This window comes from Pseudanabaena sp. FACHB-2040, assembly GCF_014696715.1.
GTDB lineage: Bacteria > Cyanobacteriota > Cyanobacteriia > Phormidesmidales > Phormidesmidaceae > JACVSF01.
In genome coordinates this window covers 35,020-57,412 of the sequence record NZ_JACJQO010000021.1, presented here as the reverse complement: position 1 = coordinate 57,412, position 22,393 = coordinate 35,020, and the positions used below count along the sequence as shown (strand labels likewise).

Here is a 22,393-nt window from a genome sequence, read left to right as displayed (position 1 = left end):
CAGAAGTGCAGAGTTAGCTTAGAGGATTGCTGAGGGGTTCCCTCCGCCAGGCAGGCAACTTGACAACAGCAGCTAGGACACAAGCTTTCCCAATCTTTTGAGGCTGTTCTCGGTTTCTTCTCGCTCTCTGCTTAAGGTGACAGTTGTCAGCCTACTTCCCCCCTAGGCTGCCAATCACAAGGAGCCCTTCCCCCCATACCGCCTACATCCTATGACGGCAATCATCTTCCCCCAAACCACTACCTACAGCTACCAGCAGGCCCACAAGAGCGCCCTCAAAGTTAACTGGCGAGTTGAAGACATTCTCAATGGCGATAGGAGAATAGACTTTACCAAACGATTCATGCCCGAAACGCTGGCTCGGGTCAACGACATTCCCTTTCTCAGCAGCTACGAAAAGCTGAAGCTCAATCAGATTCGGGGCAATAGCTATCTGCACATCTTTAGTCTGGTCGAAGAATGCATCGTGCCCACGGTGATCGACCACATACACCACCTGGGCAGCAGTGACTGGGTAGCAGTTCAAGCGCTGCTGCACTTTGCTGAGGAGGAAGGCAAGCACATTCGCCTGTTTCGCGGCTTTGCCGAAGAATTTGAGTGCGGCTTTGGTAGCCGGTGCGAAACCATTGGCCCCGTTCAGGAGATTGCCGATCTGGTGCTCCAGCACCATCCCCTGAGCGTAATTTTGATGATTCTCTATGTGGAGTGGATGACCCAGCGCCACTACCTGGAAAGCGTGCGGGACAACTATCTCGAAACGTTGGATGTACAGTTTTGTAGCCTGCTGCGGCACCACTGGCTAGAGGAAGCTCAGCACACCGCCCTAGATACCCTGATGGTGGAAAAGGTGGCGGCCGATTTAGACGCAGCTGGCATTGCTGCCGGAGTAGAAGACTTCTTCAGACTGATTGAATTTCTTAACCAGGGCCTAATGACTCAGGTGCAGCTCGACATTGAGAGCCTAACTCACGCTACCGGCCATGCCTACACTGAGGCTGAGCGGCAGACGATTCAGGCGGTGCAGGAAAGAGCCTATCGCTGGACGTTTATCGGCTCTGGCCTGGTGCACAGCCACTTCGTTAAAACGTTTAGCAAGATTAGCCCGACTAATTGCGATCGCTTGATGGCGATCGCCAGAGCCCACAGCTACGCCGCTAACTGGGGCTCTACAGCAGACGGGGAAAATGGAGAGTGATGATTGAGTTTTTCGGGCAGCGGCGAGCAACTGCTTCAGGGGCCTTGCCTAAAACGGGTTGACCAATGCGGCGGGTGCCTGTCGTCAGCAGCAGCAAATCACCTGGGTCTAAAAACCGAGAGACCTTGCCCGAGAAGTTGCCGTGAACCCGATGCACTGGCAAGGACTCCTCAATCAGGTCAAGGTCCAGCTCAGCCAGACGGCTCCGCTTCGGATCGGCTACGAACTGAATCAGGTGGAGAGGAGCCTTCAGCTCATCTGAGAGGGTCTTAGCTAGGATGATTGCCTGCTCAAATTCGTAGGGGCTCGTTTCCATCTCGGTAGCCGCCAGCACGATGCGCTGAGCATTTTGCAGAGGTTCGGGAAACCGAGTGATCAAAACGGGAACGGTTGCTAGCCGCACAATGTTGTCGAGTACCCCGCCAAAGAAGTTTTCCCGGTAGGTCGAATATCCCTTCCAACCGCAGATAATCAGGCTGGCTCGCTTCTCTGCCGCTGCTCGAATAATGCCTTTGTCAATTGAATCATCGACCCGGCCAATCGTCTCTACTTGAACAACAGCAGCGTGGGCTACGGTTTCAGCCGTTTCCAGGAGCTGCTGCTGCTGAATCAGCGCGGGCTGCCGAATTTGTTCATCCACGCTGGCAATGACGTGGATCGGCAGGACGGTGCCTTCACCGCGCTTGACCAGAATCAGAGCTAGCTGCAGAAGGTTGTTTTCTGTACTGGGGTTAGATACAGGCACCAGGACGCGATCGCCTAGCAGCCCCATAACCTCTCCGGTTGCAGACGTGCCGGACTCAGGCTGCATTTTCTTTCCCCAATGGGTTGTAATCCAGGGCGAAAGAATGCAGCTCACCAGGATCATGGCGATGGTGCCATTGACAGTTAGCTCATCTACCAGTTCGATATCAAAGGCTACAGTGATCGCAGCCAGGGTAGACGCAGCTTGGGCGACCGACATGCCAAACATCACCATGATGTTGGGAAAAGAAAACTTAAACAGCTTGCCTGCCCCAAAGGCAGCCAAAAACTTGCTCGACACCTCTGCCGCAATCATCACCAGCGCCACCATAATCGACTGTGGCTGCCGCACCAGCACCAGCGGATCGACCAGCATGCCCACCGAAATCAGGAAAAAAGGCACGAACAGAGTGTTGCCAATAAACTGCAGCCGGTTCATGAGCGGGCTGAGCTGTGGAATTAGCGGGGTGAGGGCAATGCCCGCCAAAAACGCACCCACGATCGGCTCGATCTGAATCAGATCAGCGACCACCGACACCACGAACAGGGTGGCCAGCACAAACACAAATTCAGCACTTTCGTCGTGGCCGAACTTGCGAAAAAACCAGCGCCCTAGATAAGGCACGCCCAGCAGAGTAGCCGCCGTGTAAATAATCAGCGCCGGAATCAGAAACAGCCAGAAGCTCAGCGTCAGTTCGCCACTGGTAGCCCGCACCACCACCGCCAGCACCAGCAGGGCCAGAATGTTGGTGATCAGGGTTGCGCCCAGGGTGACGGTGACAGATTGCGATCGCATCAGCCCCAATCGGCTCAAAATCGGCAGCGACACCAGAGTATGAGAGGCAAAACAAGAGGCCACCAAAATCGCTGCCAGCGGCGAGTAGCCAATTGCCAGCATCGCCCCAGTACCCAGGGCCATTGGCAATAGAAACGTCGCTAGGCCGAAGGTCGCAGTCTTGCCAGCACTGCCCTTGAGATCGCCCAGGCTTGTCTCCAGCCCACCTAAGAACATCAGGAACAGCAGCCCCACCGTCCCCAGCAGCTCAATAGTGGCGTCGCGCGCCAGAATGTTGAGGCCGTGCGGCCCTACCAGCACTCCGGCCAGAATGAGTCCAATCAAACCGGGCATCTTCAGCCGCTCGAAGATCAGCGGGGCCAGCAGCATGATGGCCACAATGATCAGGAAAACCTGAACCGGATCTTGAATGGGTCCAGCAAACAGGCCACTCGCTTGAGCCAGTAAATTCATGCAAACGCCTTAATCATCTAGACATTAGGGGCCTGCAAGACCCTACCCCGCCCCAGGATAACGCACCATACACCCTGAGATAGAATCAGGTTCCGAAGGCTTGAGCAGGGGGCAGCTGCAGAAGGCTGAGCAGCCCATCCATCATGTACTGTACTGCCAGCGCTGCCAGCAGCACTCCTAACACCCGCGTCACAACATTGATACCGATCTGGCCGAGCCCTTTCGCTAGCGGCCTTGACAGCAGCAGCAGCAGGTAGGCCAGCAGCAGCACCACGCCAGCAGCCCCTAGCACCACAGCCAAGCCCAGGTAGTAGTTGGCCGACTCCCGCGACAGCACCAAAATACTGGCTAGGCTCCCCGGCCCAGCAATCAGAGGAATGGCTAGGGGAAAGACGCTAACATCCTGGCGCACTTCAGCTTCTTTGGCTTCAGCCTCGGTTTCCCGCTCCTGTTGCACAAAGATCATATCCAGCGCAATCTTAAACAGCAGTACCCCAGCCGCAATCTGAAAAGCCTCCAGACTAATGCCCAAAAAGTGCAGCACATAGGCCCCAGTCAAGCCAAACACAACGAGAATTCCGGCGGAGACAACAATGGCGCGAGTGGCGATTTGGGTTTGTTCTTCAGGGGTGCGATCGCTCACCAGCGCTAGGTACAGCGGAGCCAACCCAACCGGGTCAATCACCACAAACAGGGTCAGAAAGGCTTTGACAAAAAGCGGCAGCATGGCAATCACTCGTTCAGTTTTTTTAACTTTAGAGCGGTTTGCCTTTACCTTTCACCGATCGTTGAGGGAAACGAGAGCCCTTTAGACTCCACCACAAGCGGTTATGCTCCTATCTACAGTGGCTCGGTCCGAAGTGCGATCGCATCACCCCTCTGGGTACTTCCGGGCCTCTAGCCGCTGCTGCAGCCCTCGCTGCCAAAAGTAAAAAGGGCTGACTAGGCTATAGCAGTACAGGCTCAGTTCAGAAGCTGCAACGGTATCTGTAAAAGCAGCGCGACCGTATTTGAGCAGCTGGCGGGCAATCTTGCGCAAGTCATTGAGCGCGTATAGCGGCATCACCAGCGGCCCACTCCAGGCCGGAAAACTCAGCATTCGAGTGGGGTAGCGGCTCAGTCCTACCGCCCGCAGCAAGTTGATCAGGTAAGCTCGCTCCAGGCGGTTCTTGGGAATTAGGTGGTCAACCTGCATCGTTGGGTTGTACCAAACCTCCCAGTTCGCCTGCTGAATGTATAGCACCGCCTCTAGATCTTCTCCGGCCACCAAACTTTTGCCCAGTCGACCACTGAGCACCTGGACCGCTGGCACCTGCTCAACCCAAGCCTGGCGACGAACGACCAGACCAGCCCCAGGGGGCAAAATCTTTTGACTGGGTTGGTACAGCAGCGGCTGAGAACCTCGATCGGTCAGGGCCAAGTAGGGGGCAATGCGCTCAAAGTTTGGCGGCGGCTCCACCTCAAAAACGCCCTGCAGACGGCTACCAAAGGCCCCTGCCTGGGGATGGGCTTGGCCAAACTGGTAGGCCTGAGCCACCCAAACTGGCGAGGGCAGATTGTCGTCGTCTAAAAACCCAACCCAGGGACTGCAGGCCAGAACCACCGCCCGGTGACGAGCAAACGCCAACCCTTGCTGCCGCTCAATGGCATATCGTAAGGCGACCGCCTTGGGCCAGCTTTCTCGAAACGACTCAACCACCTGAGCCGTGCTGTCTGTGCTGTTATTGTCGATGACAATCACTTCCCAAGCCAAGTTGTCAGCCTCAACTTGCTGCCGCAAACACTCCAACACCTCGGGCAAGCGCTGTGCCCCGTTGTAGGTGCAGATGGCCACAGAAAAATCTAGGGAAATTGACTCAGGGGAAACACCGCTCATGATTCGTCCCAGTTATAGGCTAGGTATCCCTAATATGCCTATTTTGGGGCCAAAAATTAACCGGGGCAGCGCCCATTTCAGGCTCGCTTACCCAGCAACTTGTCTCGTAGGGTCTTGATGCGATCGCGATATTTGGCGGCCTCTTCAAACTCCATGTTCTTGGCGGCCTCCTTCATCTGCTTTTCTAGCTGGCCGATTAGTTCAGGAATATCATCTAGAGGCAAATCTTCGCGGTGCTCGTAAACCTGGTCTAGTTCCTGGGCATTCAGCCGCCGCGACACCTCCAAGAACGAAAGAATAGAGTTGCCCGTGCGTCGAATAATCGAGTGCGGCGTGATGCCATGCTCCTCGTTGTAGCGCTGCTGAATTTGACGACGGCGCTCAGTTTCATCAATGGCCCGCGCCATGCTGTCAGTCAGGTTGTCGGCATAGAGAATCGCCTGCCCCTGCACATGTCGAGCGGCCCGCCCAATCGTCTGAATCAGAGATCGCTCAGCCCGCAGAAAGCCTTCCTTATCCGCATCGAGAATGGCGACCAGCGACACCTCTGGCAGATCCAAGCCCTCCCGCAGCAGGTTCACCCCCACCAGTACATCAAAGTGGCCGTCTCGCAGATCCTGAATAATTTCAATCCGTTCGATGGAGTGAATCTCTGAGTGCAGGTAGCGCACCCTCACCCCATGCTCATCTAAGTACTCAGTCAGGTCTTCGGCCATGCGCTTGGTCAGCGTCGTCACCAGCACCCGCTCCTGCCGCAGAATGCGATCCTTGATTTCCGCCAGCAGGTCGTCGATCTGCCCTTCCGTAGGCCGCACAAAAATTTCTGGATCAAGTACGCCTGTAGGCCGAATGATCTGCTCCACTACCCGCCCTTCAGAAATTTCTATTTCCCAGTTGCCAGGTGTGGCCGAGACAAAGACGCACTGGTTCACCTTCTGCCAAAATTCCTCAGCCTTTAAAGGCCGGTTGTCTGCTGCGCTGGGCAACCGAAAGCCGTGGTCGATCAGCACCGTTTTGCGGGAGCGATCGCCGTTGTACATGGCATGAATTTGGGGCAGGGTGACATGGGACTCGTCAATCACCAGCAGCCAGTCTTTGGGAAAATAGTCTAGCAAGCACTCAGGAGGCGATCCGGGGTGCCGGCCGGCTAGGTGGCGGGCATAGTTTTCCACCCCGTTGCAGTAGCCCACTTCCCGCAGCATTTCCAGGTCGTAGCGAGTGCGCTGCTCCAGGCGCTGGGCCTCCAGCAGTTTACCGGCCTGCTCTAGCTGCTCCAGGCGCTCTTTTAGCTCGTCGTGAATAGCCTGACAGGCTTGCTCTAGCTGCTCACTAGGGGTAACAAAGTGACGGGCCGGATAGATGTTGAGAGCATCCATACTCTGCAGGGTTGCCCCTGTAATCGGGTCAATGTAGCGAATGGCGTCGATCTCATCGCCAAAGAACTCAACCCGAATTATCCGGTCCTCATAGGCCGGACCAATCTCCAGCACATCTCCCTTCACTCGAAATCGACCCCGGCTCAGGTCTAAGTCGTTGCGCTCATACTGAACGGTCGCCAGATCCCGCAGCACCTGCCGCTGGTTCACCTCCATCCCCACCTTTAGGGGAATCGAGGCCTTGAGATACTCAGAGGGAATGCCCAAGCCGTATATGCAGCTAATAGAGGCCACCACAATCACATCTCGTCGCTCAAACAGAGAGCGAGTAGCAGAGTGGCGCAGCATATCGATCTCATCGTTGATCGAAGCTGTTTTAGCAATGTAAGTATCGGTAACCGGGATATAGGCTTCCGGCTGGTAGTAGTCGTAATAGCTGATGAAGTACTCAACGGCGTTGTCAGGGAAAAACTCTCGCAGTTCGTTGCACAGCTGCGCTGCCAGCGTTTTGTTGTGAGCTAGCACGAGCGCAGGTTTGCCAATTTTGTCGATGACACGGGCCATGGTATGGGTCTTGCCGGTTCCCGTCGCCCCGAGCAGGGTTTGGTAGCGGTGGTTGCCCTGGAGATGGTTAATCAGTTGCTGAATCGCCTTAGGCTGGTCGCCCTTGGGTTCAAACGGGGCCTGAATATTGAAGTCGCTCATGAGTATGCCGTCACCCGAGCAGGACTGGGTCATTCTACTTATGATGACGGATTTCTAGCGGCAGTGGGGCAGGCAGGATACCGCAATGGCCCAACCTGAGGGGCAAGTGCCCTATCAGAATTTTCCAGTCAACCTGATGTTTAGCTGGCCTGATTAGTCGGCAAAGTCTTGAACGTCGTACTGCACCACCCGCTGGGGTCGAGAAGGGGCTGGCAACGCCTGGTACTCATAGCTGGGGTAATGGTTGGGCACGTGCATGGGATACACGACTGCAGTGCGCCGAGACTGGCGTTGCTGTGATTGCAGCAGCCATACGGCAAAAACGGTTAGCACTGCGCCGCCGCCGACTATCAGAAACAGAAACAGCCCCGCAATGCCCCACAGCAAAACCGTCTGAGTGTCGCCGGACTGGGGAATAGACTCAGCTAGGCGGGTCTGCTGGGCCGCCATCGTTTCCATGGAGTGCCGGTAGTCACTCAGCTGATCCAGAATGGCATCGGTGTCGTCTTGCTGCCTGCTGAGCTGCACCCTCAGGTCTTCTGTCAGGGTCTGCTGACGTTCGAGCTGAGACTTGAGCTCCGCCGTCAACTCTTTTTGACGATTGAGCTCTTCTTTTAACTCTGTCTCTGCCCTAGTTTCTACGGGTAGCGTTGGGGGTGGCGGTACAGGCACAGCCTGAACTTCCATCGGACTAGATGAAGGAGACGGCACTGAATTGGAAACTCTACCCGCGCCAGAACGAGTCAGGAGCATCAACAGAACCATTGCTCCAGCCGCAGCACACCCAGCTACAAAAGCTGTCGAATCCTTCATTCACTCCTCAAGGTAGCATCCCTTTCCGAACGCTGAAGACGCTTCTAAGGAACTCTCGACCTAACCGCGAAATGCCTATAAAAAGTGACACTCGTACTCGTTAGTATCGTGGTTAAGTATGGCACATCTTTCGGGATTTAGAGCCGATCAGCGCAGAGAACCTGTCACCGTTGCTAAATCTTTATATCGAACTGTTTCAACAGCCGCATGCCCCCCTCGACAGAGGCTAGATCTGGCCTTGGAAAGAAGATTAGCCTTGGGCAGACTCCGGCAAAAACGAGACGTGAGCACTGACGACACGCCAACCCTCGGGGGTGCGTAGCCAGGTCTGGGTTTGGCGACCGAGTTTGTCGGAGGCTGTTTTTCTAAACTCAGTGTTTGCGGTAGCAAAGTCTTGGCCGTAGGTGGTAATGACGGTTTTAGTCAGGCTCCGCTGCAGGTCTAGAGCAGGGCGGCTGGCGCGGAAGGTTGCGATCGCATCATAGCCATACAAATTCTCTGTGGCTCCGTAGCGCACTGTATGGGGGCTCTGCCAAAACAGCTCATCGAGCACCGCCACCTCGTTATTAATCAACGCCGCCTCATAGCGATCAAAGGCAGCCCGCACCTCGGCTACCACCTCCGGCAAATTCATTTCCATGCTCTGAATCCAGCTCTACTGCTAAAGTCCTTTCTGCCTACGGCCCTTTCTGCTAAAGCCTGCCCTGCTGCTGCCGCCGCTGCCGCTGCCGTTCCTCCTGACGAGCCTGTTTCTCAGGGGTGAGCGTGGCGTAGCAGTAGGGGCAGGCAATCCCTACTCGGTAGTGCGGCGAAGCTTTGTCATCCTGGTGGATGGGATGGCCGCAGGCCAGACACAAATCGTAGCTACCCGGCTCTAGCCCGTGCCTCACCGCCACCCGCTCATCAAAGACAAAACACTCCCCCTGCCAGAGGCTCTCGGCCACCGGCACGGCTTCTAAGTATTTCAGAATGCCGCCCTGGAGGTGATAGACCTGTTCAAACCCCTGGTTGAGCAGGTAAGCAGTCGCCTTTTCACAGCGAATGCCGCCTGTGCAAAACATGGCCACCTTTTTGTGCCGGTAAGGACTCAGGTGAGACTGCACATAGTCTGGGAACTGACGAAAGGCCTCCGTTTGAGGATTGACGGCCCCCTGAAAAGTGCCAATCTGCACTTCATAGTCGTTGCGCGTATCGAGCACCAACACCTCTGGATCGCAGATTATCTGGTTCCAGTCTTGGGGTGACACATAGGTGCCCACCTGCTCTGTAGGATCAGCCGCCACGCCCAAGGTGACAATCTCCTGCTTGAGCTTTACCTTCAGGCGCTCAAAGGGTGGCTGATCGGCAAAAGACAGCTTCATCTCCAGATCGGCTAGCCGCTGATCGGCTCGCAGCTCAGCCAGTACCCGCTCGATGCCGCTCCGCAGACCTGCTAGCGTACCGTTAATACCCTCCTGCGCCAGCAAGATCGTTCCTTTTACCCCAGCAGCCTCGCAAACTTGCAGCAGCGGCTGCCGCATCTCCTGATAATCCGGCAGTTTGGTAAATTTGTAGAAGGTTGCAACAGTCAGCACCATAGATCTGCAGCAATCTGCCCTCAGTCGATTCAGCCTTCCAGTATACCAACCCACCTACAGCCGGTACTGGGCGTAAACGGCTGCTGCCGCCCGATGTAGCAGCGAATGACGGTAGATTAATGCCTCTAAATTATCGGCATAGCCGCCGCCGATGACACAGGCTACCGGATACCCTGCCGCTACGCAGGTACTCAGCACCTGCAGCTCTCGCTGGTAGAGGCCCTCATCAGTCATTGCTAGCTTGCCGAGTCGGTCTTGCTGATGGGTATCGACGCCTGCATCGTAGAGCACCAGATCGGGCTGCACCTGCTCCAGCAGACCCGGCAGGTAATCATTCAGACATCGTAGATAGGCATCATCCTGCATCCCTTCGGGCAGGGGCACATCTAGATCGCTCTCCTGCTTGGTTCCAGGAAAGTTCACCTCACAATGCATGGAAAAGGTAAAAACGCTGGGGTCATTCTGAAAGATCCAGGCAGTGCCATCTCCCTGATGCACATCAAGATCGACGATGAGAACTTTTTGAACCAGCCCCTGCTGTTGCAGGAGACGCGCGGCGACTGCTAAGTCGTTAAAAATGCAAAACCCCGACCCATAGTGGGGAAAGGCGTGATGGGTACCTCCCGCTGTGTTGCAGGCTAGCCCCCGTTTCAACGCCAGCTTGGCAGTCAAAATTGTGCCGCCTACGGCAGTGCAGGTTCGCTGTACCAGCTGCGGGCTCCAGGGTAGGCCAATGCGGCGCTGCGCTTTGGGGTCGAGGGTACCTTGGCAGTAGGCATTGACGTATTCGGCCCGGTGCACCAGCTCAATCCACCCTTGGGGCGGCGGGCCGGGCTGGTAGACATGGTCGGTGGTGGTAATGCGATCGCACAACAGCCGCTCATACAGGCCGCTAAATTTAGCCATGGGAAAACGGTGTCCCGGGGGCAGCGGCGCAACGTAGGCGGGATGGTAAACAATGGGCAGCGAGCTCAAGGGGCTTTACATGAAAGAAGAGAGGGAGCGGCGCTGGCGAATATCCAGGGAGTGGGCCAGGCTGCCTTCAGGCCAGTCTAGCGCCACCGATTCTTGGGGAGAAACAACGGTAACCTCAGGCGAGGCGGGCGCACTCTGCTCCTGCGCCAAGGCGGGTGCAGGGGAGGATTGGCCCATCACCTGAGCGGAAATGGGAGCCAATTTTGGCCCTGCAGATCGGTTAGCAGTTAGCTCTAGAGATGGGGGCAACGGCGAGCGATTGGGCACCACAATCTGGTCACGTCCTGGAGAAAAAGGCGCTAGCCGTTTGGGTTCAGCAGGTTTTTTCGCAGCTTGAACTCTGGCGCGAGATAGCTTGCTGGGTCGCTTAACGGCAGCCGTTTTAAGGCCCCTAGGCAGCGTTTGAGTAGGCTCATTGGCTCGCTTCTTGCGGGGTCGAGCCGGAGCTGTGAACCGCCGCTGCATGAGAAAACAGCCCAGCGCACATAGGCCCACCACGGCCCCCAAAGACCAGGCAGGAAACCCTCCGTTTGTAACTTCGCTCGGCACTGCGGCTACGGCTTCTGCCCCAGCCGTTCCATCCATTTCGGCCGTTCCGTCTGCCCCAGCCGTCTCTACTTGCTCCGTCGCACGAGGCGTAACCGGAGCCACTGAAGACAGCCCAGAGCGAGATTGGCGATCTGAGGAGCGGCTCTGAGTAGCTGCCGGAGGAGCCGAGTCTAAGGCTGAAGGCGGCACTCCCGCAAACATCAGCCGACTGTAGGCCACAGCCGCCACGCAGATCAGCCCCAACCAAAGACTACCCAGCAAAAGAATGGGGCGATAGCGCAGCAGCTGCACCCAAAACTGAGTAGAGACTAGGGCCGGGTCGTCTGCAGCCGTAAACAAGCTCAGATTGTCCCCGGGTTTATAAGCAGGGCGGCTCATGGGGAAATCTCCTAATAAACGCGGGAGATCGGAAGATCGTTATCGGTATTGTAGGTGCTCTTGAAATCAGCCGCCAGTGTCTCTAGAGTCGGGAGTGATACCCACTCAAGGATGAGGGAAAAAGAACCTCGGGGTGCTAACGAATCACCAAGGCCGGAATATAGTCCTGGGGGTCTTGAGCCACCCAACCCAGATCCGAGTTGCGCCGTACCTCAAAGAATAAGAAGGAAGCCTCTGGTGTGTCTTCTGCAATCGTGCCTAGGGAAGTGCCCTGCCGCACTGTCTGCCCTACGGATACGGCTACCGAGGCGAGGTTGGCATAGCGGGTCTGCAGCCCCTGCTGATGGTTAATCACCACCAAATTGCCGTAGACCTGATCCTGCCCAGCAAAGGCTACAGTGCCATCTCCAGCTGCCATCACGGCAGTTCCGGGAATAGCGGCCAGGGTTACCCCTGTATTAAAAACGAGCCTTGCCTCAACCGGATCTGGCTGCCAGCCATAGGCCACTAAAATTCGCGCTTCCTGCGGCAGGGGATAGCCCCGCACTGGACTGCTGGTTGGACTAGGGGTGCCCTCTGCAGCTGCGATCGCAGATCCCCGTGTCAACCAAGTCAAGCCCGGTACAAAGATCCGCTCTGGCACCGCCGCCTGACAGCCATTAGATTCAAACAGCACATCAGCGCGGCTTTGGTACTGGTTGGCCACCTGCTCCCAAGTTTGGCCCCGAGGCACCGTTACCACAATGCCGTTAAAGGGCGGCACCAAAATCTCCTGCCCCTGGGGCAGACCGTTTTGCAAGCTGGGGTTGAGGCGCAGCAACGTGGGCGCTACCAGGTTGTACTGCTCGGCAATAGCTTCTAGAGTTTCTCCTGGCTGAATGCGGTGACGGGTAAATCGAGCCAGCGCTGAGGACGGGCAAATAGCGGTGCGATCTCGCCCACTTGCCCCAGCCTGAGCCACAATTTCATTAGCTTGACCAGCGTCCTGCAACTCATTAGCCAAAGCCAATCCGGGAGCCAGTTGGCAAACCGCCACTCCCAGGAAAGCCGCCATCCATAAAGATTTAATTGCCATAGGAACCGGACCCATCCAAAACCGCTATCGCTCACTTGCCAAGGCACTGAGGATAGAAACTACTGCTTCCATTCTGCTTGATCTTCAACGAACCGCGTGAAGGGACGTTATGAGGTACTAACTTTCCCAGAAGATTCGCTAAAGTAGAGGCAGCAGACCCTGTCTGTCGAAGCGGTTGCTGTCTAACTGAGAGGACATACGATGGGAGCGTTTCCCAAACAAGGCCTTCTGGTGGCTGCTGCACTGGCAGTCGGATGCGGAGCAGGTTGGGCAGGGCATTACTACCATTCTGGGACTACTTCATCCCCTGAAGACAGCAGCGAGGAGGCCCCCCAGACGGTCAACACCTCCCTGCGAAACATCATTGACCAGACAGCTCAAGCTGTTCCGGCTCCCTGGGCCATGGGTCAAAACAACCACAACTTTATTGCGAGTGCGGTTGAGCGGGTTGGCCCTGCCGTCGTTCGGATCGACGCCGAGCGCTCGGTTTCTCAAGCGATGCCCGATGCCTTTCAAAATCCTTTCTTCCGCCGCTTCTTTGGCGAAGAGATGCCCGATGAGTCTCTGCCCAATCGGGTCGAGCAGGGAACCGGGTCAGGCTTTATTCTCAGCCCCGACGGCCGGATTATGACCAATGCCCACGTAGTAGAAGGGGCCAGCACGGTCACAGTTACGCTCAAAGATGGGCGCACATTTGAGGGCAAGGTGGCCGGGGTCGATCCGGTCACTGATGTTGCCGTCATTCAAATCGAGTCTAGCGATCTGCCCTCCGTGACACTAGGCTCCACTGAAGATCTTGCACCTGGGCAGTGGGCCATTGCCATTGGTAACCCATTGGGCCTAGATAACACTGTCACGGCAGGCATTATTAGCGCGATTGACCGCTCTAGCAACCAGGTTGGCATTCCTGATAAGCGAGTGCAGTTTATTCAAACCGATGCCGCTATCAATCCCGGCAACTCAGGCGGACCCCTGCTCAACGATCGCGGTGAGGTGATCGGCATGAACACCGCCATTCGGGCCAACGCTCAAGGGCTAGGCTTTGCTATCCCGATTGAAACCGCCAAGCGGATTGCCGATCAGCTATTTACCACAGGGGAAGTGCAGCATCCTTTCCTAGGCATTCAGATGGTCAGCCTTACCCCCAACATGCGAAACAGCCTCAGTGAAGAACTGGGCATCAAGGTCACCCAGGATACGGGTGTGCTCATCGTACGGGTGATGGAGGAAAGTCCAGCAGCAGTCGCCGGTATGCAGCGCGGCGACATCATCCAGAGCATCAAGGGTAAGCCTGTGCAGTCTCCCGTTGAGGTTCAGGCTCAGGTCGAGAGAAGCCAGATTGGTGAGCCTTTAGAAGTTGTCGTTTTACGAGAAGGCAGAACTGAAACCCTAGAGGTAAGGCCAACTGCCCTGCCAAACAATCCCTAGGACCCTGCACAAAATAAATAGGGGTGAAGCTGGGCATCAAACCCCCAACTTCACCCCTGAATGACAAACCTGTTCGCCAGACTTTACTGAGCCTATTTTTGGCTGCAGTTTCAATGGTGATAGAAAAGCTCGCTTAAAGACTGTCTGAGTCTGAATCGCTGCTAAACAAGGAGCCCGACACCCGGTGCTCTAGCTCCATCCGCTGCTCCATTTGGCGCAGAAAATAGCCCGTCATCATGGCAGAAGCCAACAGCCCAGCCAGGTTTTCCCGGTCGGTGGTGACTTGAACGCTAAAGCCATCAGCGGGAAGTACGCCAATTAAACCCTGAACGTTCTGAGAGATAATTTGCTTGATTTCACCGCTGACGGATTGAGCTACACGAGTCAGCACCTCAGGGGGCTGATGCTGAAGGTACTTCAGGAGCTGATTCGTCTGGTCGCTATCCGTAGACATGCCAATGAAATCAGCATCTTCAGGGTTAAACACCATAGCACTCAGAAACCTATATCTACTACCTTAGACCCTGCAACGGAATTGATTCAGGCAGGGCTTTACCCTAAAACTGTATGCGCCTCCAGGCCGTAGTCTTTCAAACAGTATTTCCCGATGATAGCGTAACGAACTATGAATTGCCTTCAGGAGGCTGCCTCCATGTTCTCTGCTTCATCTTCTGCTTCACCAGGAGGAGCTTCTAGCGCAGGCGTTTTGGGGCGCAGTTTAGGCAGCTGATCAATCTCAAAATGCTGATAAAACTTTTCTGTCACCTGCACTAGAGACGATCGGCTATCTGCCTGACGTCGCTTGCGCACAAATCCTTGGCTCACCAATTCTTGAATGTGCTGGTATGCGCCTGAACCGCGCAAATCTACTAAATCAGTTTGACTAATTGGCCCTTTCAATGCGATCGCAGCCAGCGTTCGCAGAGCCCCCACCCCCAAATCTAATGGAATCAGGCTATCTACTAAATGCCGATAGCGCTCTTTGAGCTGCAGGCTATAGCCATCCTTGGTTTCGACAACTTCTAGAGCCCCTTGCCGGTGGGCGTAGTCGTCCATCAGTTCCATCAGCCCTTCCTCAACTGCCTCGCGATCGCAACCCGCGTACTCAGCGATCTTGCCAATCGGCAGCGGCTGACCCTTGAGGTAGAGAATAGCTTCGATTGTACTGGCCAGACCGAGCATAGGGGAGGTGGGTGGATGGGTAAGGAGTGGGAGGGTGAGGAGAGCGCGAGTAAGGGAAGGTGGGGGAGGATGGGGTGCGGTATAGATGAGTCTTGCAAAGTCTTGGTGTTACTAACCCTATCCCTCAAAACCACACGGCACAAAGTCTTAAGCAAGAAGAGTTCCCCGCGTCTCCCTGTTCCCCCTTCTCCGCGTCTTCCCTTCTGCCTTAGTCCAAATTTCGCCCTGTCAACTCTACAAAAATGTCTTCCAAGTTAGACTCGCGGGTCATTAGTCCGGTCTTGTCGGTCTGCTGGTCTAAGTAGATGTTGGCTTCTTCCAAGGTGGGGAAGAAGGTGTACTCCCAGCGATCGCCGCGCTGCTGCATCAGCAGGCCGTGACCGTGCTTTTGGCGCAGTTCGGCTAAGGTGCCAACTTCGATCAGCTGGCCTTGGTCCATAATACCGATGCGATCGCACAAGTACTCGACCTCTTCCATATAGTGGGTAGTCAGCAGCAGCGTCATGCCCTGCTGGCTCAGTCCCTGAATAATTTCCCACAGGCGGCGGCGGGTTTGCGGATCGAGGCCTACAGTTGGCTCGTCTAAAAAAAGAATACGGGGGTTGTGCAGCAGGGCACGGGCAATCTGTAGGCGGCGTTTCATCCCGCCTGAGAGGGTTTTGACCTTATCATCGCGGCGGTCAGCCAGATCTACATATTCCAGCCACTGGTCAATTTGTCGCTGTCGTCTGGGGTTGGGCAGGTGGTGCATACGCCCATGAAACTCCATGTTTTCCCACACGGTCATATCTCCATCGACACTGATCTGCTGCAGCACCACGCCAATCTGTCGCCGCACGTCTAGCGGCTGGCGATCAATGTCATAGCCCGCCACCACAATACAGCCCTCAGTCGCCCTTGCCAGGGTCGTCAGCATGCGAATAGTAGTAGATTTGCCTGCGCCATTAGGGCCGAGCAGGCCAAATACCTCCCCCGGTTCAATCGTCAACGACAAGTTGTTGACTACAGGCACGTTGTCATAGACCTTGTGAACGTTTTGCAGGGTAACGGCAGCGACCATAATCGAAAAGCAAGAAGAACAAGTTGAGCAAAAAATCTCTATGGATTTAAGGTATCACTCAGTAGAGACAGCAGATTCCTATGCGTAGCCGGATCCACCAGCAAATACTGTACCTTCACCAGGACGATGTACCCCACTACAAGAAGAAAGGTTCTGTGGTGCGCAACAGCTATTTTTGGGCGCTGCGATCTATTACTGAGCAGTCAGGCTTTGGTAAAGATTGGGAGTTTGCCGACGAAGTCTGGCCAGCGCTGCGTCGTATGTTAACGGCCTTCGCCGAGGCAGGCTACCTGTATCACCGGGAAACTATCCTTGAATTTGCCCCAGCAGACGAAATTCCCCCAGTGCTCAAGCCCGTAGCCACTTGGGTGGACTTTGACGATATTGAGAACAAAGGCTTCGAAGACGAGGATAGCGACGACTGAGGGCAGATATTGAAGGGACAGAGGCATAACAAGGTATTGATCCAAGCCTCTGTCCTCAATAAAACCTCAAACAAAAAATCGCAAATAAAAAGGGGTGAGTTTTCTCACCCCAGCCTAAATTCCTCTAACTGTGTAATAAGCGCTGCAAACTGCGACTAAATAAAGCAGTCGATGCAGTCATTCCAGTCAGTCTATGGGTGCTAACCGAGAAATTACATCAGACCGAGCTGAGCCAGAATACCCTTGCCAGTCAGCAGTTCGGTAGCCAGACCAATGGTAAAGCCCAGCATTGCCAAACGGCCATTCCAGTTTTCAGCGAATTGAGTGAAACCGAACTTTGCTTGTTGCTCTTGAGCCATGACTGTAAAACCTCTCTCGTTTCAGATGACAGGGGTTTCATCTACCCTTGTAAACAAATATTAAACAGTTTTCCTCAAACCTGCAACATTTCTTTAATCTTTTTGGCAGCCCAGCACATCCTTGCCAAGCCCTGATTTACAAAGCTTAGAGCCTAAAACCTAGTAAGCCAGGCGAGCTTGTGCGCAGTTTTAATTCTGCAAATCTTGACAAATGCATCTGTAAATGGTCGAGTTCTGGGCTCAGCTTTACCAAAAAAAGGAAACTAAAAAAATAGGTGCAGGAAGCCCTGCACCTACTGACCTTTTAGAAGACTACAAACCTTGAAAAACTACAAACCGTTGATTTAAGAGTTAGGAATTTTGCAGAGCCTGCCCTTCTGGCGAAACCAACTCTGCCTGTGCCCTCTCTTTGTCCAAACGGCGTTTGCGGGCATAGAGTTGAATAGTTGCCGCCATGAAAACGACCAAGCCAGCGACGAGCCAAGTCGTGGCGTCTGCCGGTAGGTTATTCTTAAACACTACCAGTAGGACCACAACTACCAGAAGTAAGGTCGGTGCCTCATTGAGGGCCCGCAGCTGTTGGCCTGACCACTTGCACTCGCCGCGAGCAAGCTGCTTCATAAGGCGCTTACAGTAGTGGTGATAGCCTATCAGCAGAGCCACCAAGCCCAACTTGGCATGCATCCAGCTCTGGTGCAGGTAGTCAGGCATCAACACCAGCAGGCCAATGGCCATTGCCACGGTGAGCAGCATACCGGGTGTAGTGATGATCGAGTAGAGCCGCTTTTCCATCAGCTCGTACTGATTTTTGAGGATGCTCCGGGCCGGTTCGGGTTCAGACTCGGCCTCGACATGATAGATAAACAGCCGCACCAGGTAAAACAGGCCAGCGAACCAAACGACTACACCAACAATGTGAAATGCTTTGAACCAGTAGTAAGCCATAGTGTTGCAGGATGAGCAGGTGACTAGATTGGTCCCGCTTTAATATTTCAGACCGTAAAGCTGTCGAAACCTATTGTGATGGAAGGCTTCCTCCTTGCAAAGGTGGCAGCGATGGTTCTTAACGTTTGAGGCTAAGGGATTGGACAGGGTGTGCGATGCTGAGGGATTGAACTGTTCTTGAGATGCTTTTGCACTTAACCCTATGCATGCTGACTGGCAGGAAGCCAAGCCCTACGAAGACATTCTCTATCACAAAGCTAACGGCGTTGCCAAAATCACCATTAACCGGCCCCACAAGCGCAATGCCTTTCGACCCAAGACCGTTGTAGAACTGTACGACGCTTTTTGGGATGCCCGTGAAGACACCTCCATTGGCGTGGTGCTGTTGACTGGGGCTGGACCTCACACCGACGGCAAATATGCTTTTTGTGCTGGCGGTGACCAGAGCGTGCGCGGCAAGGCGGGCTATGTGGATGACGCTGGTGTTCCCCGGCTGAATGTGCTGGATCTGCAGCGGCTGATCCGCTCGATGCCCAAAGTAGTCATTGCGCTGGTGGCTGGCTACGCCATCGGCGGCGGCCATGTCCTCCATATCCTATGTGATTTGACCATCGCTGCCGACAATGCCATCTTTGGACAGACTGGCCCTAAGGTAGGCAGCTTTGATGGCGGGTTTGGAGCAAGCTATTTAGCCCGTATTGTCGGCCAGAAGAAGGCGCGGGAGATTTGGTTTCTCTGCCGCCAGTACAGCGCCCAGGAAGCTCTAGACATGGGCCTAGTCAACTGCGTGGTGCCGGTGGATGAACTGGAGGCCGAGGGCATTCGCTGGGCTGAGGAAATTTTGCAGAAAAGCCCAATTGCTATTCGCTGTCTCAAAGCGGCTTTTAATGCTGACTGTGATGGGCAAGCGGGTCTACAGGAATTGGCGGGCAATGCCACGATGCTTTACTACATGACTGAGGAGGGGGCAGAAGGCAAGCAAGCCTTCTTAGAAAAGCGATCCCCCAACTTCAAACAGTATCCCTGGCTCCCCTGATCCTCATGGGGGAAAAAGACTCAATAAGCGTCCCTAGAATTTAGGGGCGCTTGTTGGTTTGGGATGAATTGAGCTGCCAAAGCAATTGATCCCCGATCTGTAAGCTAAGTTTACAGGCGGGCCTTTACAGGCTCAGGCTTTTCTACAAACACATCAGGCATGTGAACTTCAATGGGTTGGGGCAGCCTTTCTAAAACGTCTAGCGATGGCAGCGGCGTTCTAAAAACTGGCACTGCCATGGAGCAGGCCTGCCAACGGCCCTTTACGGGCGCACCCAGCAGCCCACACTGGCCGCCTCGTCTACCTTCTGGAGTGTAATGACGGCACAGGCTGCAGAATGAAGCTCTAGACCTAATGGGTTTCATAGAATCCAGGTTTCGAATGAGCGAATAGGTTTATTCTGACGGTTCGTTCTAATCTCTTTTAGAGTAAAAAAACTAATCAGAATGGGCCTCTATCGCGGGTTCTAGAATTTGGATTCAAATAATTGCCTTCACCTTTTCTTTATCTTCACTTCAGATATAGATACAGAAGTAAGAGGAACACTCCTAAAACATATCCAAAGATGGATTTAACACACGGGGATCAAAGTCATCTGATTTAAGATTTATTTTTTAAGACTTTTCTAACTGAGAATTCTCATTCATTAAACAGACAAAAATAGATAAGGCAAAGAAGGATCAGTGAAATTACGGGGATCAGGAAAGAAAAAAAGTTGTTGGAATCCCACTAGCAGGTTTTGCCATTTACAGAAGTTCTTAATTTACTGATCCCCGCTGCAGAATTTAGCTCTCAGGGGCTTCTGATGCCCGCTGCCAATTTTTGATATCCCAGGTGCTGGCATCCCAAGGCGTGGGCTCTAGCCCTGTTAGTGTGTTACTAACGGCATTTGCGATCGCACGGTGCACAATTGGAATCACTGCCACATCCATCGCCAGCAGTTCGTCCATCTGCTTAAATAGCGCTGCCCGTTTCTCGGGGTCTAGTTCTTTGCTGGCAGCTTCCCAGAGCTGGTCATACTCAGGGTTGCAGTAGCGGGCGTTGTTGGGCTCCTGCCATTTGTTGGCCTGGGAGGCAATTTTGCCGCAGGTCCACCAGCTCATGTAGGTGGTGGGGTCGGGGCTTTCGCTGCCCGTCGAGTAGACCTGCATATCAGCAAAAAAGTGGTTCAGACTGTTGGTCTGCTGGGGGTTGGCCGAGAAGAAATCATCTACTCGCACCCGCTCAATCTGCACCTTCATGCCCAACTCTTCCAAGCTCTTTTGAACCATTGCCTGGGTCTGCTGCCGCACCGGGTTGACCGCCGACTGAAACAGCACCTCCATTTCCACACCGCCCTTGTCGCGAATCCCGTTGTCGTTGGTATCGACCCAGCCCGCTGCATCTAGCAGTGATTTGGCTCTTTCCAGGTCGTACTCGTAGGGAATAGTGCTAGTCGCATATTGGGCAGGTTCCACCAGCAGTTGGGCCACAGGTCGCCCGGTGCCGCCATAGAGGGTTTGTGCGATTGCATCGCGGTCGACCGCCAGGTTAATCGCCTCTCGCACCCGAATATCGCTGAAATAGGGATGGGGTACCTCTGAGCTGGAGCGCTCTCCCTTTTCGGTTTTAGCGAAGGGGTGTGAAAAATTGAGCATGATTCGCTCTACGCTCGAGCCAAAGGTCGTGATCAGTCGGCCCTGAGCATCTTTCTCTAGGTCTTTAAGGGCGCTGGCCTCCACCTGAATATTGTTGGCCAAGTCAGCATTGCCCGTTCTCATCACGTCTCGTGCCGCCGCGTAAGGCGCAATGCCTCCCGTTAGCTCAATACTTCTAAATGCCGGGGCTCCCCCCCAGTAGGTGACGTTGGGGCTGTAGATCACCGTTCCTGGGGCAAAAGCTAGAACCGTGTAGGGGCCGGTGCCAATAGGCTGCACATTGACCTGAGCCTCGCGGGCTTTGGGCCCGTTAAATTCCTCAAAGACGTGGCGCGGCAAGATCAGCCCCGTCTGTCCGGTAAATGGAACTGACCAAGCCGCTGTCGGTTCCGTAAAAGTAATTTTGACCGTATTGGAATCAACTGCCTCGACCGATTCTACCCCCTCATAAAACTGAGCAGTTGCAGCCGCAACTTGAGGATTGCGAATAAACTCAAAGGTAAAAACGACATCGTCGGCAGTAAAAGGCTTGCCGTCTGTCCAGGTTACCTCTGGCCGTAGTTTCCAGGTAACGGATTTGCCATCGGCAGCAATTCCGCCATTTTCCTCAGTGGGAATTTCAGCTGCCAAGAAGGGCACCAGTTCACCCTTAGCGCTGTAGCTAGCCAGGGGTTCGTAGACAATCCGAGCGGCCTCAAAATCCTGGTAGCCTGTTGCTAGGTGCGGGTTCAGCGTTACGGCTGCTCGACCGTAGAGTAATTTCAGCACATCAGGGTCGCGCTCTGCCCGCTCCTCCCCAGATGAAACAGGCTCTGGTTGAGCAGTTGGGCTAGGTTGACTGCAGCCATTGAGTGCTCCCGCCCCCAGTAGAGCAGTCACCAGCAAAACAGTTGCACAAATCCCTGATTTCATTGGAGACCTATGGTTAAACAAGACGGGCTAAAAGAAGACCACCCAAAGGTGCTCTACCAGATTAGACAAAAAATAATGGGATCGGGTTGCCGCAGGACTGAGATTTTAGCAAGGTCAGCTACGGCAAACTCGCAAAACGCTCTCTCAAACGTCAGCTTGAACATCACAAGATTTCTGAGCTGTTAGAAAAATTATTCCTGCTCAGCGGCCTGCTCGCTATCTTTCAAAATCAGCGCTTATAGTCCCGGAATGTTTATTTGAGGAGAGCCCAGGAGTTTTTCTGCGACAAACAAGAAATTGATGACCGTTATTGCAAATACAGCAAAACAACTCTGCATCAGTCATTGCCAGCAAAGCAAAGCAATCTTTGTAGATGTTCACTCGCGGCGACTAATGCAGCTAAGACACAAATTTAGCCATGCAGACAATTGCAGATTCCCCAGCCATGTTTGAAGTTTCCAACAGCTGAGGAACGGGTCATCTTGGCTAAATCTGTGGGATTTTGCCCAATACCTAGGCCGAGGCTTCAGGAGCAGGATCTTCTACCGTTGAGGTAGGCTCTGCAGCTGCTTCAGGCGTTTCTGTTTCAGCTGCAGCTTCTTCTACGGGAGCTTCTTCTGCAGAGACTTCCTCGACAGGAGGTTCTTCTACTGGCTTAGCCTTGGTCGGCTTGGGGCCGCGCATGAGGGCAGGAGGCACAGAAGGTTTGCGATCGCGATCATCTCGCTCCCGTCCCCGGCCACCCTGGCCACTTGACCTCTCCCGGCCACCCTGGCTAACCGGCTTCTCCTGGCCACCCTCTTTTTTGTCTTTCACCTTAATGGGGCGGTCAATGACCTTCTTGGGGCGATCGCTTTGGTTCTCTGGACTATCAGCCATGACTCAACAGTTCTTAAC

General features: G+C 54.4%; 22 protein-coding genes. 4 read left to right on the top strand and 18 right to left on the bottom strand.

All coding sequences use genetic code 11. The features are described 5' to 3' along the window. Positions 1–211: 211 nt before the first annotated feature. Positions 212–1,195: a hypothetical protein gene (locus tag H6G13_RS22805; RefSeq protein ID WP_190487184.1), complete on the top strand. Its 984-nt coding sequence runs from the start codon at positions 212–214 to the stop codon at positions 1,193–1,195. Here the strand turns inward: H6G13_RS22805 and H6G13_RS22800 are convergent. From H6G13_RS22800 to H6G13_RS22755, 10 genes are all read right to left on the bottom strand, one after another. Further along, positions 1,167–3,188, bottom strand: a complete 2,022-nt coding sequence (locus H6G13_RS22800; RefSeq protein WP_190487182.1) for a cation:proton antiporter — start codon at positions 3,186–3,188, stop codon at positions 1,167–1,169. The genes H6G13_RS22805 and H6G13_RS22800 overlap by 29 nt on opposite strands. Before the next feature lie 85 nt (positions 3,189–3,273). Continuing rightward, positions 3,274–3,915, bottom strand: a complete 642-nt coding sequence (locus tag H6G13_RS22795; protein WP_190487181.1) for a MarC family protein — start codon at positions 3,913–3,915, stop codon at positions 3,274–3,276. A 144-nt stretch (positions 3,916–4,059) separates the two neighbouring features. Next, positions 4,060–5,064 carry a hormogonium polysaccharide biosynthesis glycosyltransferase HpsE gene (gene hpsE / locus H6G13_RS22790; RefSeq protein ID WP_190487180.1) on the bottom strand — a complete coding sequence of 335 codons (1,005 nt, stop codon included), beginning with the start codon at positions 5,062–5,064 and terminating at the stop codon, positions 4,060–4,062. Positions 5,065–5,141: 77 nt separating this feature from the next. Next, the gene (gene uvrB / locus H6G13_RS22785; RefSeq protein ID WP_190487273.1) at positions 5,142–7,145 is read right to left on the bottom strand and encodes an excinuclease ABC subunit UvrB; all 2,004 of its coding nucleotides are present in this window, start codon (positions 7,143–7,145) and stop codon (positions 5,142–5,144) included. 153 nt (positions 7,146–7,298) lie between these two features. Continuing rightward, positions 7,299–7,958 (bottom strand): hypothetical protein, encoded by a 660-nt coding sequence (locus H6G13_RS22780; RefSeq protein ID WP_190487179.1) that lies wholly within the window; start codon positions 7,956–7,958, stop codon positions 7,299–7,301. A gap of 250 nt (positions 7,959–8,208) precedes the next feature. Next, a complete protein-coding gene (gene hpxZ, locus H6G13_RS22775; RefSeq protein WP_190487178.1) occupies positions 8,209–8,598 on the bottom strand; it encodes an oxalurate catabolism protein HpxZ in 390 nt (129 codons plus the stop codon). A 52-nt stretch (positions 8,599–8,650) separates the two neighbouring features. After that, entirely contained in the window at positions 8,651–9,535 is an 885-nt protein-coding gene (locus tag H6G13_RS22770) for a rhodanese-related sulfurtransferase (RefSeq protein ID WP_190487177.1), read from the bottom strand. 54 nt (positions 9,536–9,589) lie between these two features. Next, a complete protein-coding gene (locus H6G13_RS22765; protein WP_347277518.1) occupies positions 9,590–10,510 on the bottom strand; it encodes a histone deacetylase in 921 nt (306 codons plus the stop codon). Between the two features lie 6 nt (positions 10,511–10,516). After that, on the bottom strand, positions 10,517–11,437 hold the full coding sequence (locus H6G13_RS22760; protein WP_190487175.1) for a hypothetical protein: 921 nt from the start codon (positions 11,435–11,437) through the stop codon (positions 10,517–10,519). Positions 11,438–11,573: 136 nt separating this feature from the next. Further along, the gene (locus tag H6G13_RS22755; protein ID WP_242028484.1) at positions 11,574–12,512 is read right to left on the bottom strand and encodes a M23 family metallopeptidase; all 939 of its coding nucleotides are present in this window, start codon (positions 12,510–12,512) and stop codon (positions 11,574–11,576) included. 201 nt (positions 12,513–12,713) lie between these two features. Between H6G13_RS22755 and H6G13_RS22750 the strand changes: the two genes are divergently transcribed. Next, on the top strand, positions 12,714–13,940 hold the full coding sequence (locus H6G13_RS22750) for an HhoA/HhoB/HtrA family serine endopeptidase (protein WP_190487173.1): 1,227 nt from the start codon (positions 12,714–12,716) through the stop codon (positions 13,938–13,940). A gap of 133 nt (positions 13,941–14,073) precedes the next feature. Here H6G13_RS22750 and H6G13_RS22745 read toward each other — a convergent pair whose 3' ends face one another. The 3 genes from H6G13_RS22745 to H6G13_RS22735 form a co-directional block, all read right to left on the bottom strand. After that, complete coding sequence (locus tag H6G13_RS22745) at positions 14,074–14,430, bottom strand: DUF760 domain-containing protein (protein WP_190487171.1); 357 nt, start codon at positions 14,428–14,430, stop codon at positions 14,074–14,076. Between the two features lie 146 nt (positions 14,431–14,576). Then, complete coding sequence (gene scpB / locus H6G13_RS22740) at positions 14,577–15,122, bottom strand: SMC-Scp complex subunit ScpB (protein ID WP_190487169.1); 546 nt, start codon at positions 15,120–15,122, stop codon at positions 14,577–14,579. A gap of 208 nt (positions 15,123–15,330) precedes the next feature. Then, complete coding sequence (locus H6G13_RS22735) at positions 15,331–16,182, bottom strand: ABC transporter ATP-binding protein (RefSeq protein ID WP_190487167.1); 852 nt, start codon at positions 16,180–16,182, stop codon at positions 15,331–15,333. A gap of 80 nt (positions 16,183–16,262) precedes the next feature. On the opposite strand from H6G13_RS22735, the gene H6G13_RS22730 reads away from it, so the two are divergent. Further along, positions 16,263–16,607: a hypothetical protein gene (locus tag H6G13_RS22730; protein WP_190487166.1), complete on the top strand. Its 345-nt coding sequence runs from the start codon at positions 16,263–16,265 to the stop codon at positions 16,605–16,607. Positions 16,608–16,819: 212 nt separating this feature from the next. Here the strand turns inward: H6G13_RS22730 and H6G13_RS22725 are convergent, their stop codons facing one another. Both H6G13_RS22725 and hemJ read right to left on the bottom strand, forming a co-directional pair. Beyond that, positions 16,820–16,966 (bottom strand): chlorophyll a/b-binding protein, encoded by a 147-nt coding sequence (locus tag H6G13_RS22725; protein ID WP_190487164.1) that lies wholly within the window; start codon positions 16,964–16,966, stop codon positions 16,820–16,822. Between the two features lie 351 nt (positions 16,967–17,317). Next, positions 17,318–17,911 (bottom strand): protoporphyrinogen oxidase HemJ, encoded by a 594-nt coding sequence (gene hemJ / locus H6G13_RS22720; protein ID WP_190487162.1) that lies wholly within the window; start codon positions 17,909–17,911, stop codon positions 17,318–17,320. A 202-nt stretch (positions 17,912–18,113) separates the two neighbouring features. Here hemJ and menB point away from each other — a divergent pair, with 202 nt between their 5' ends. Beyond that, positions 18,114–18,947 (top strand): 1,4-dihydroxy-2-naphthoyl-CoA synthase, encoded by an 834-nt coding sequence (gene menB / locus H6G13_RS22715; RefSeq protein WP_190487160.1) that lies wholly within the window; start codon positions 18,114–18,116, stop codon positions 18,945–18,947. Between the two features lie 110 nt (positions 18,948–19,057). Here menB and H6G13_RS29255 read toward each other — a convergent pair whose 3' ends face one another. From H6G13_RS29255 to H6G13_RS22705, 3 genes are all read right to left on the bottom strand, one after another. Beyond that, positions 19,058–19,186: a hypothetical protein gene (locus H6G13_RS29255; protein ID WP_277882546.1), complete on the bottom strand. Its 129-nt coding sequence runs from the start codon at positions 19,184–19,186 to the stop codon at positions 19,058–19,060. A gap of 546 nt (positions 19,187–19,732) precedes the next feature. Continuing rightward, positions 19,733–21,496: a peptide ABC transporter substrate-binding protein gene (locus H6G13_RS22710; protein WP_190487158.1), complete on the bottom strand. Its 1,764-nt coding sequence runs from the start codon at positions 21,494–21,496 to the stop codon at positions 19,733–19,735. Between the two features lie 513 nt (positions 21,497–22,009). Continuing rightward, on the bottom strand, positions 22,010–22,375 hold the full coding sequence (locus H6G13_RS22705) for a hypothetical protein (RefSeq protein ID WP_190487156.1): 366 nt from the start codon (positions 22,373–22,375) through the stop codon (positions 22,010–22,012). Positions 22,376–22,393 lie beyond the last annotated feature (18 nt).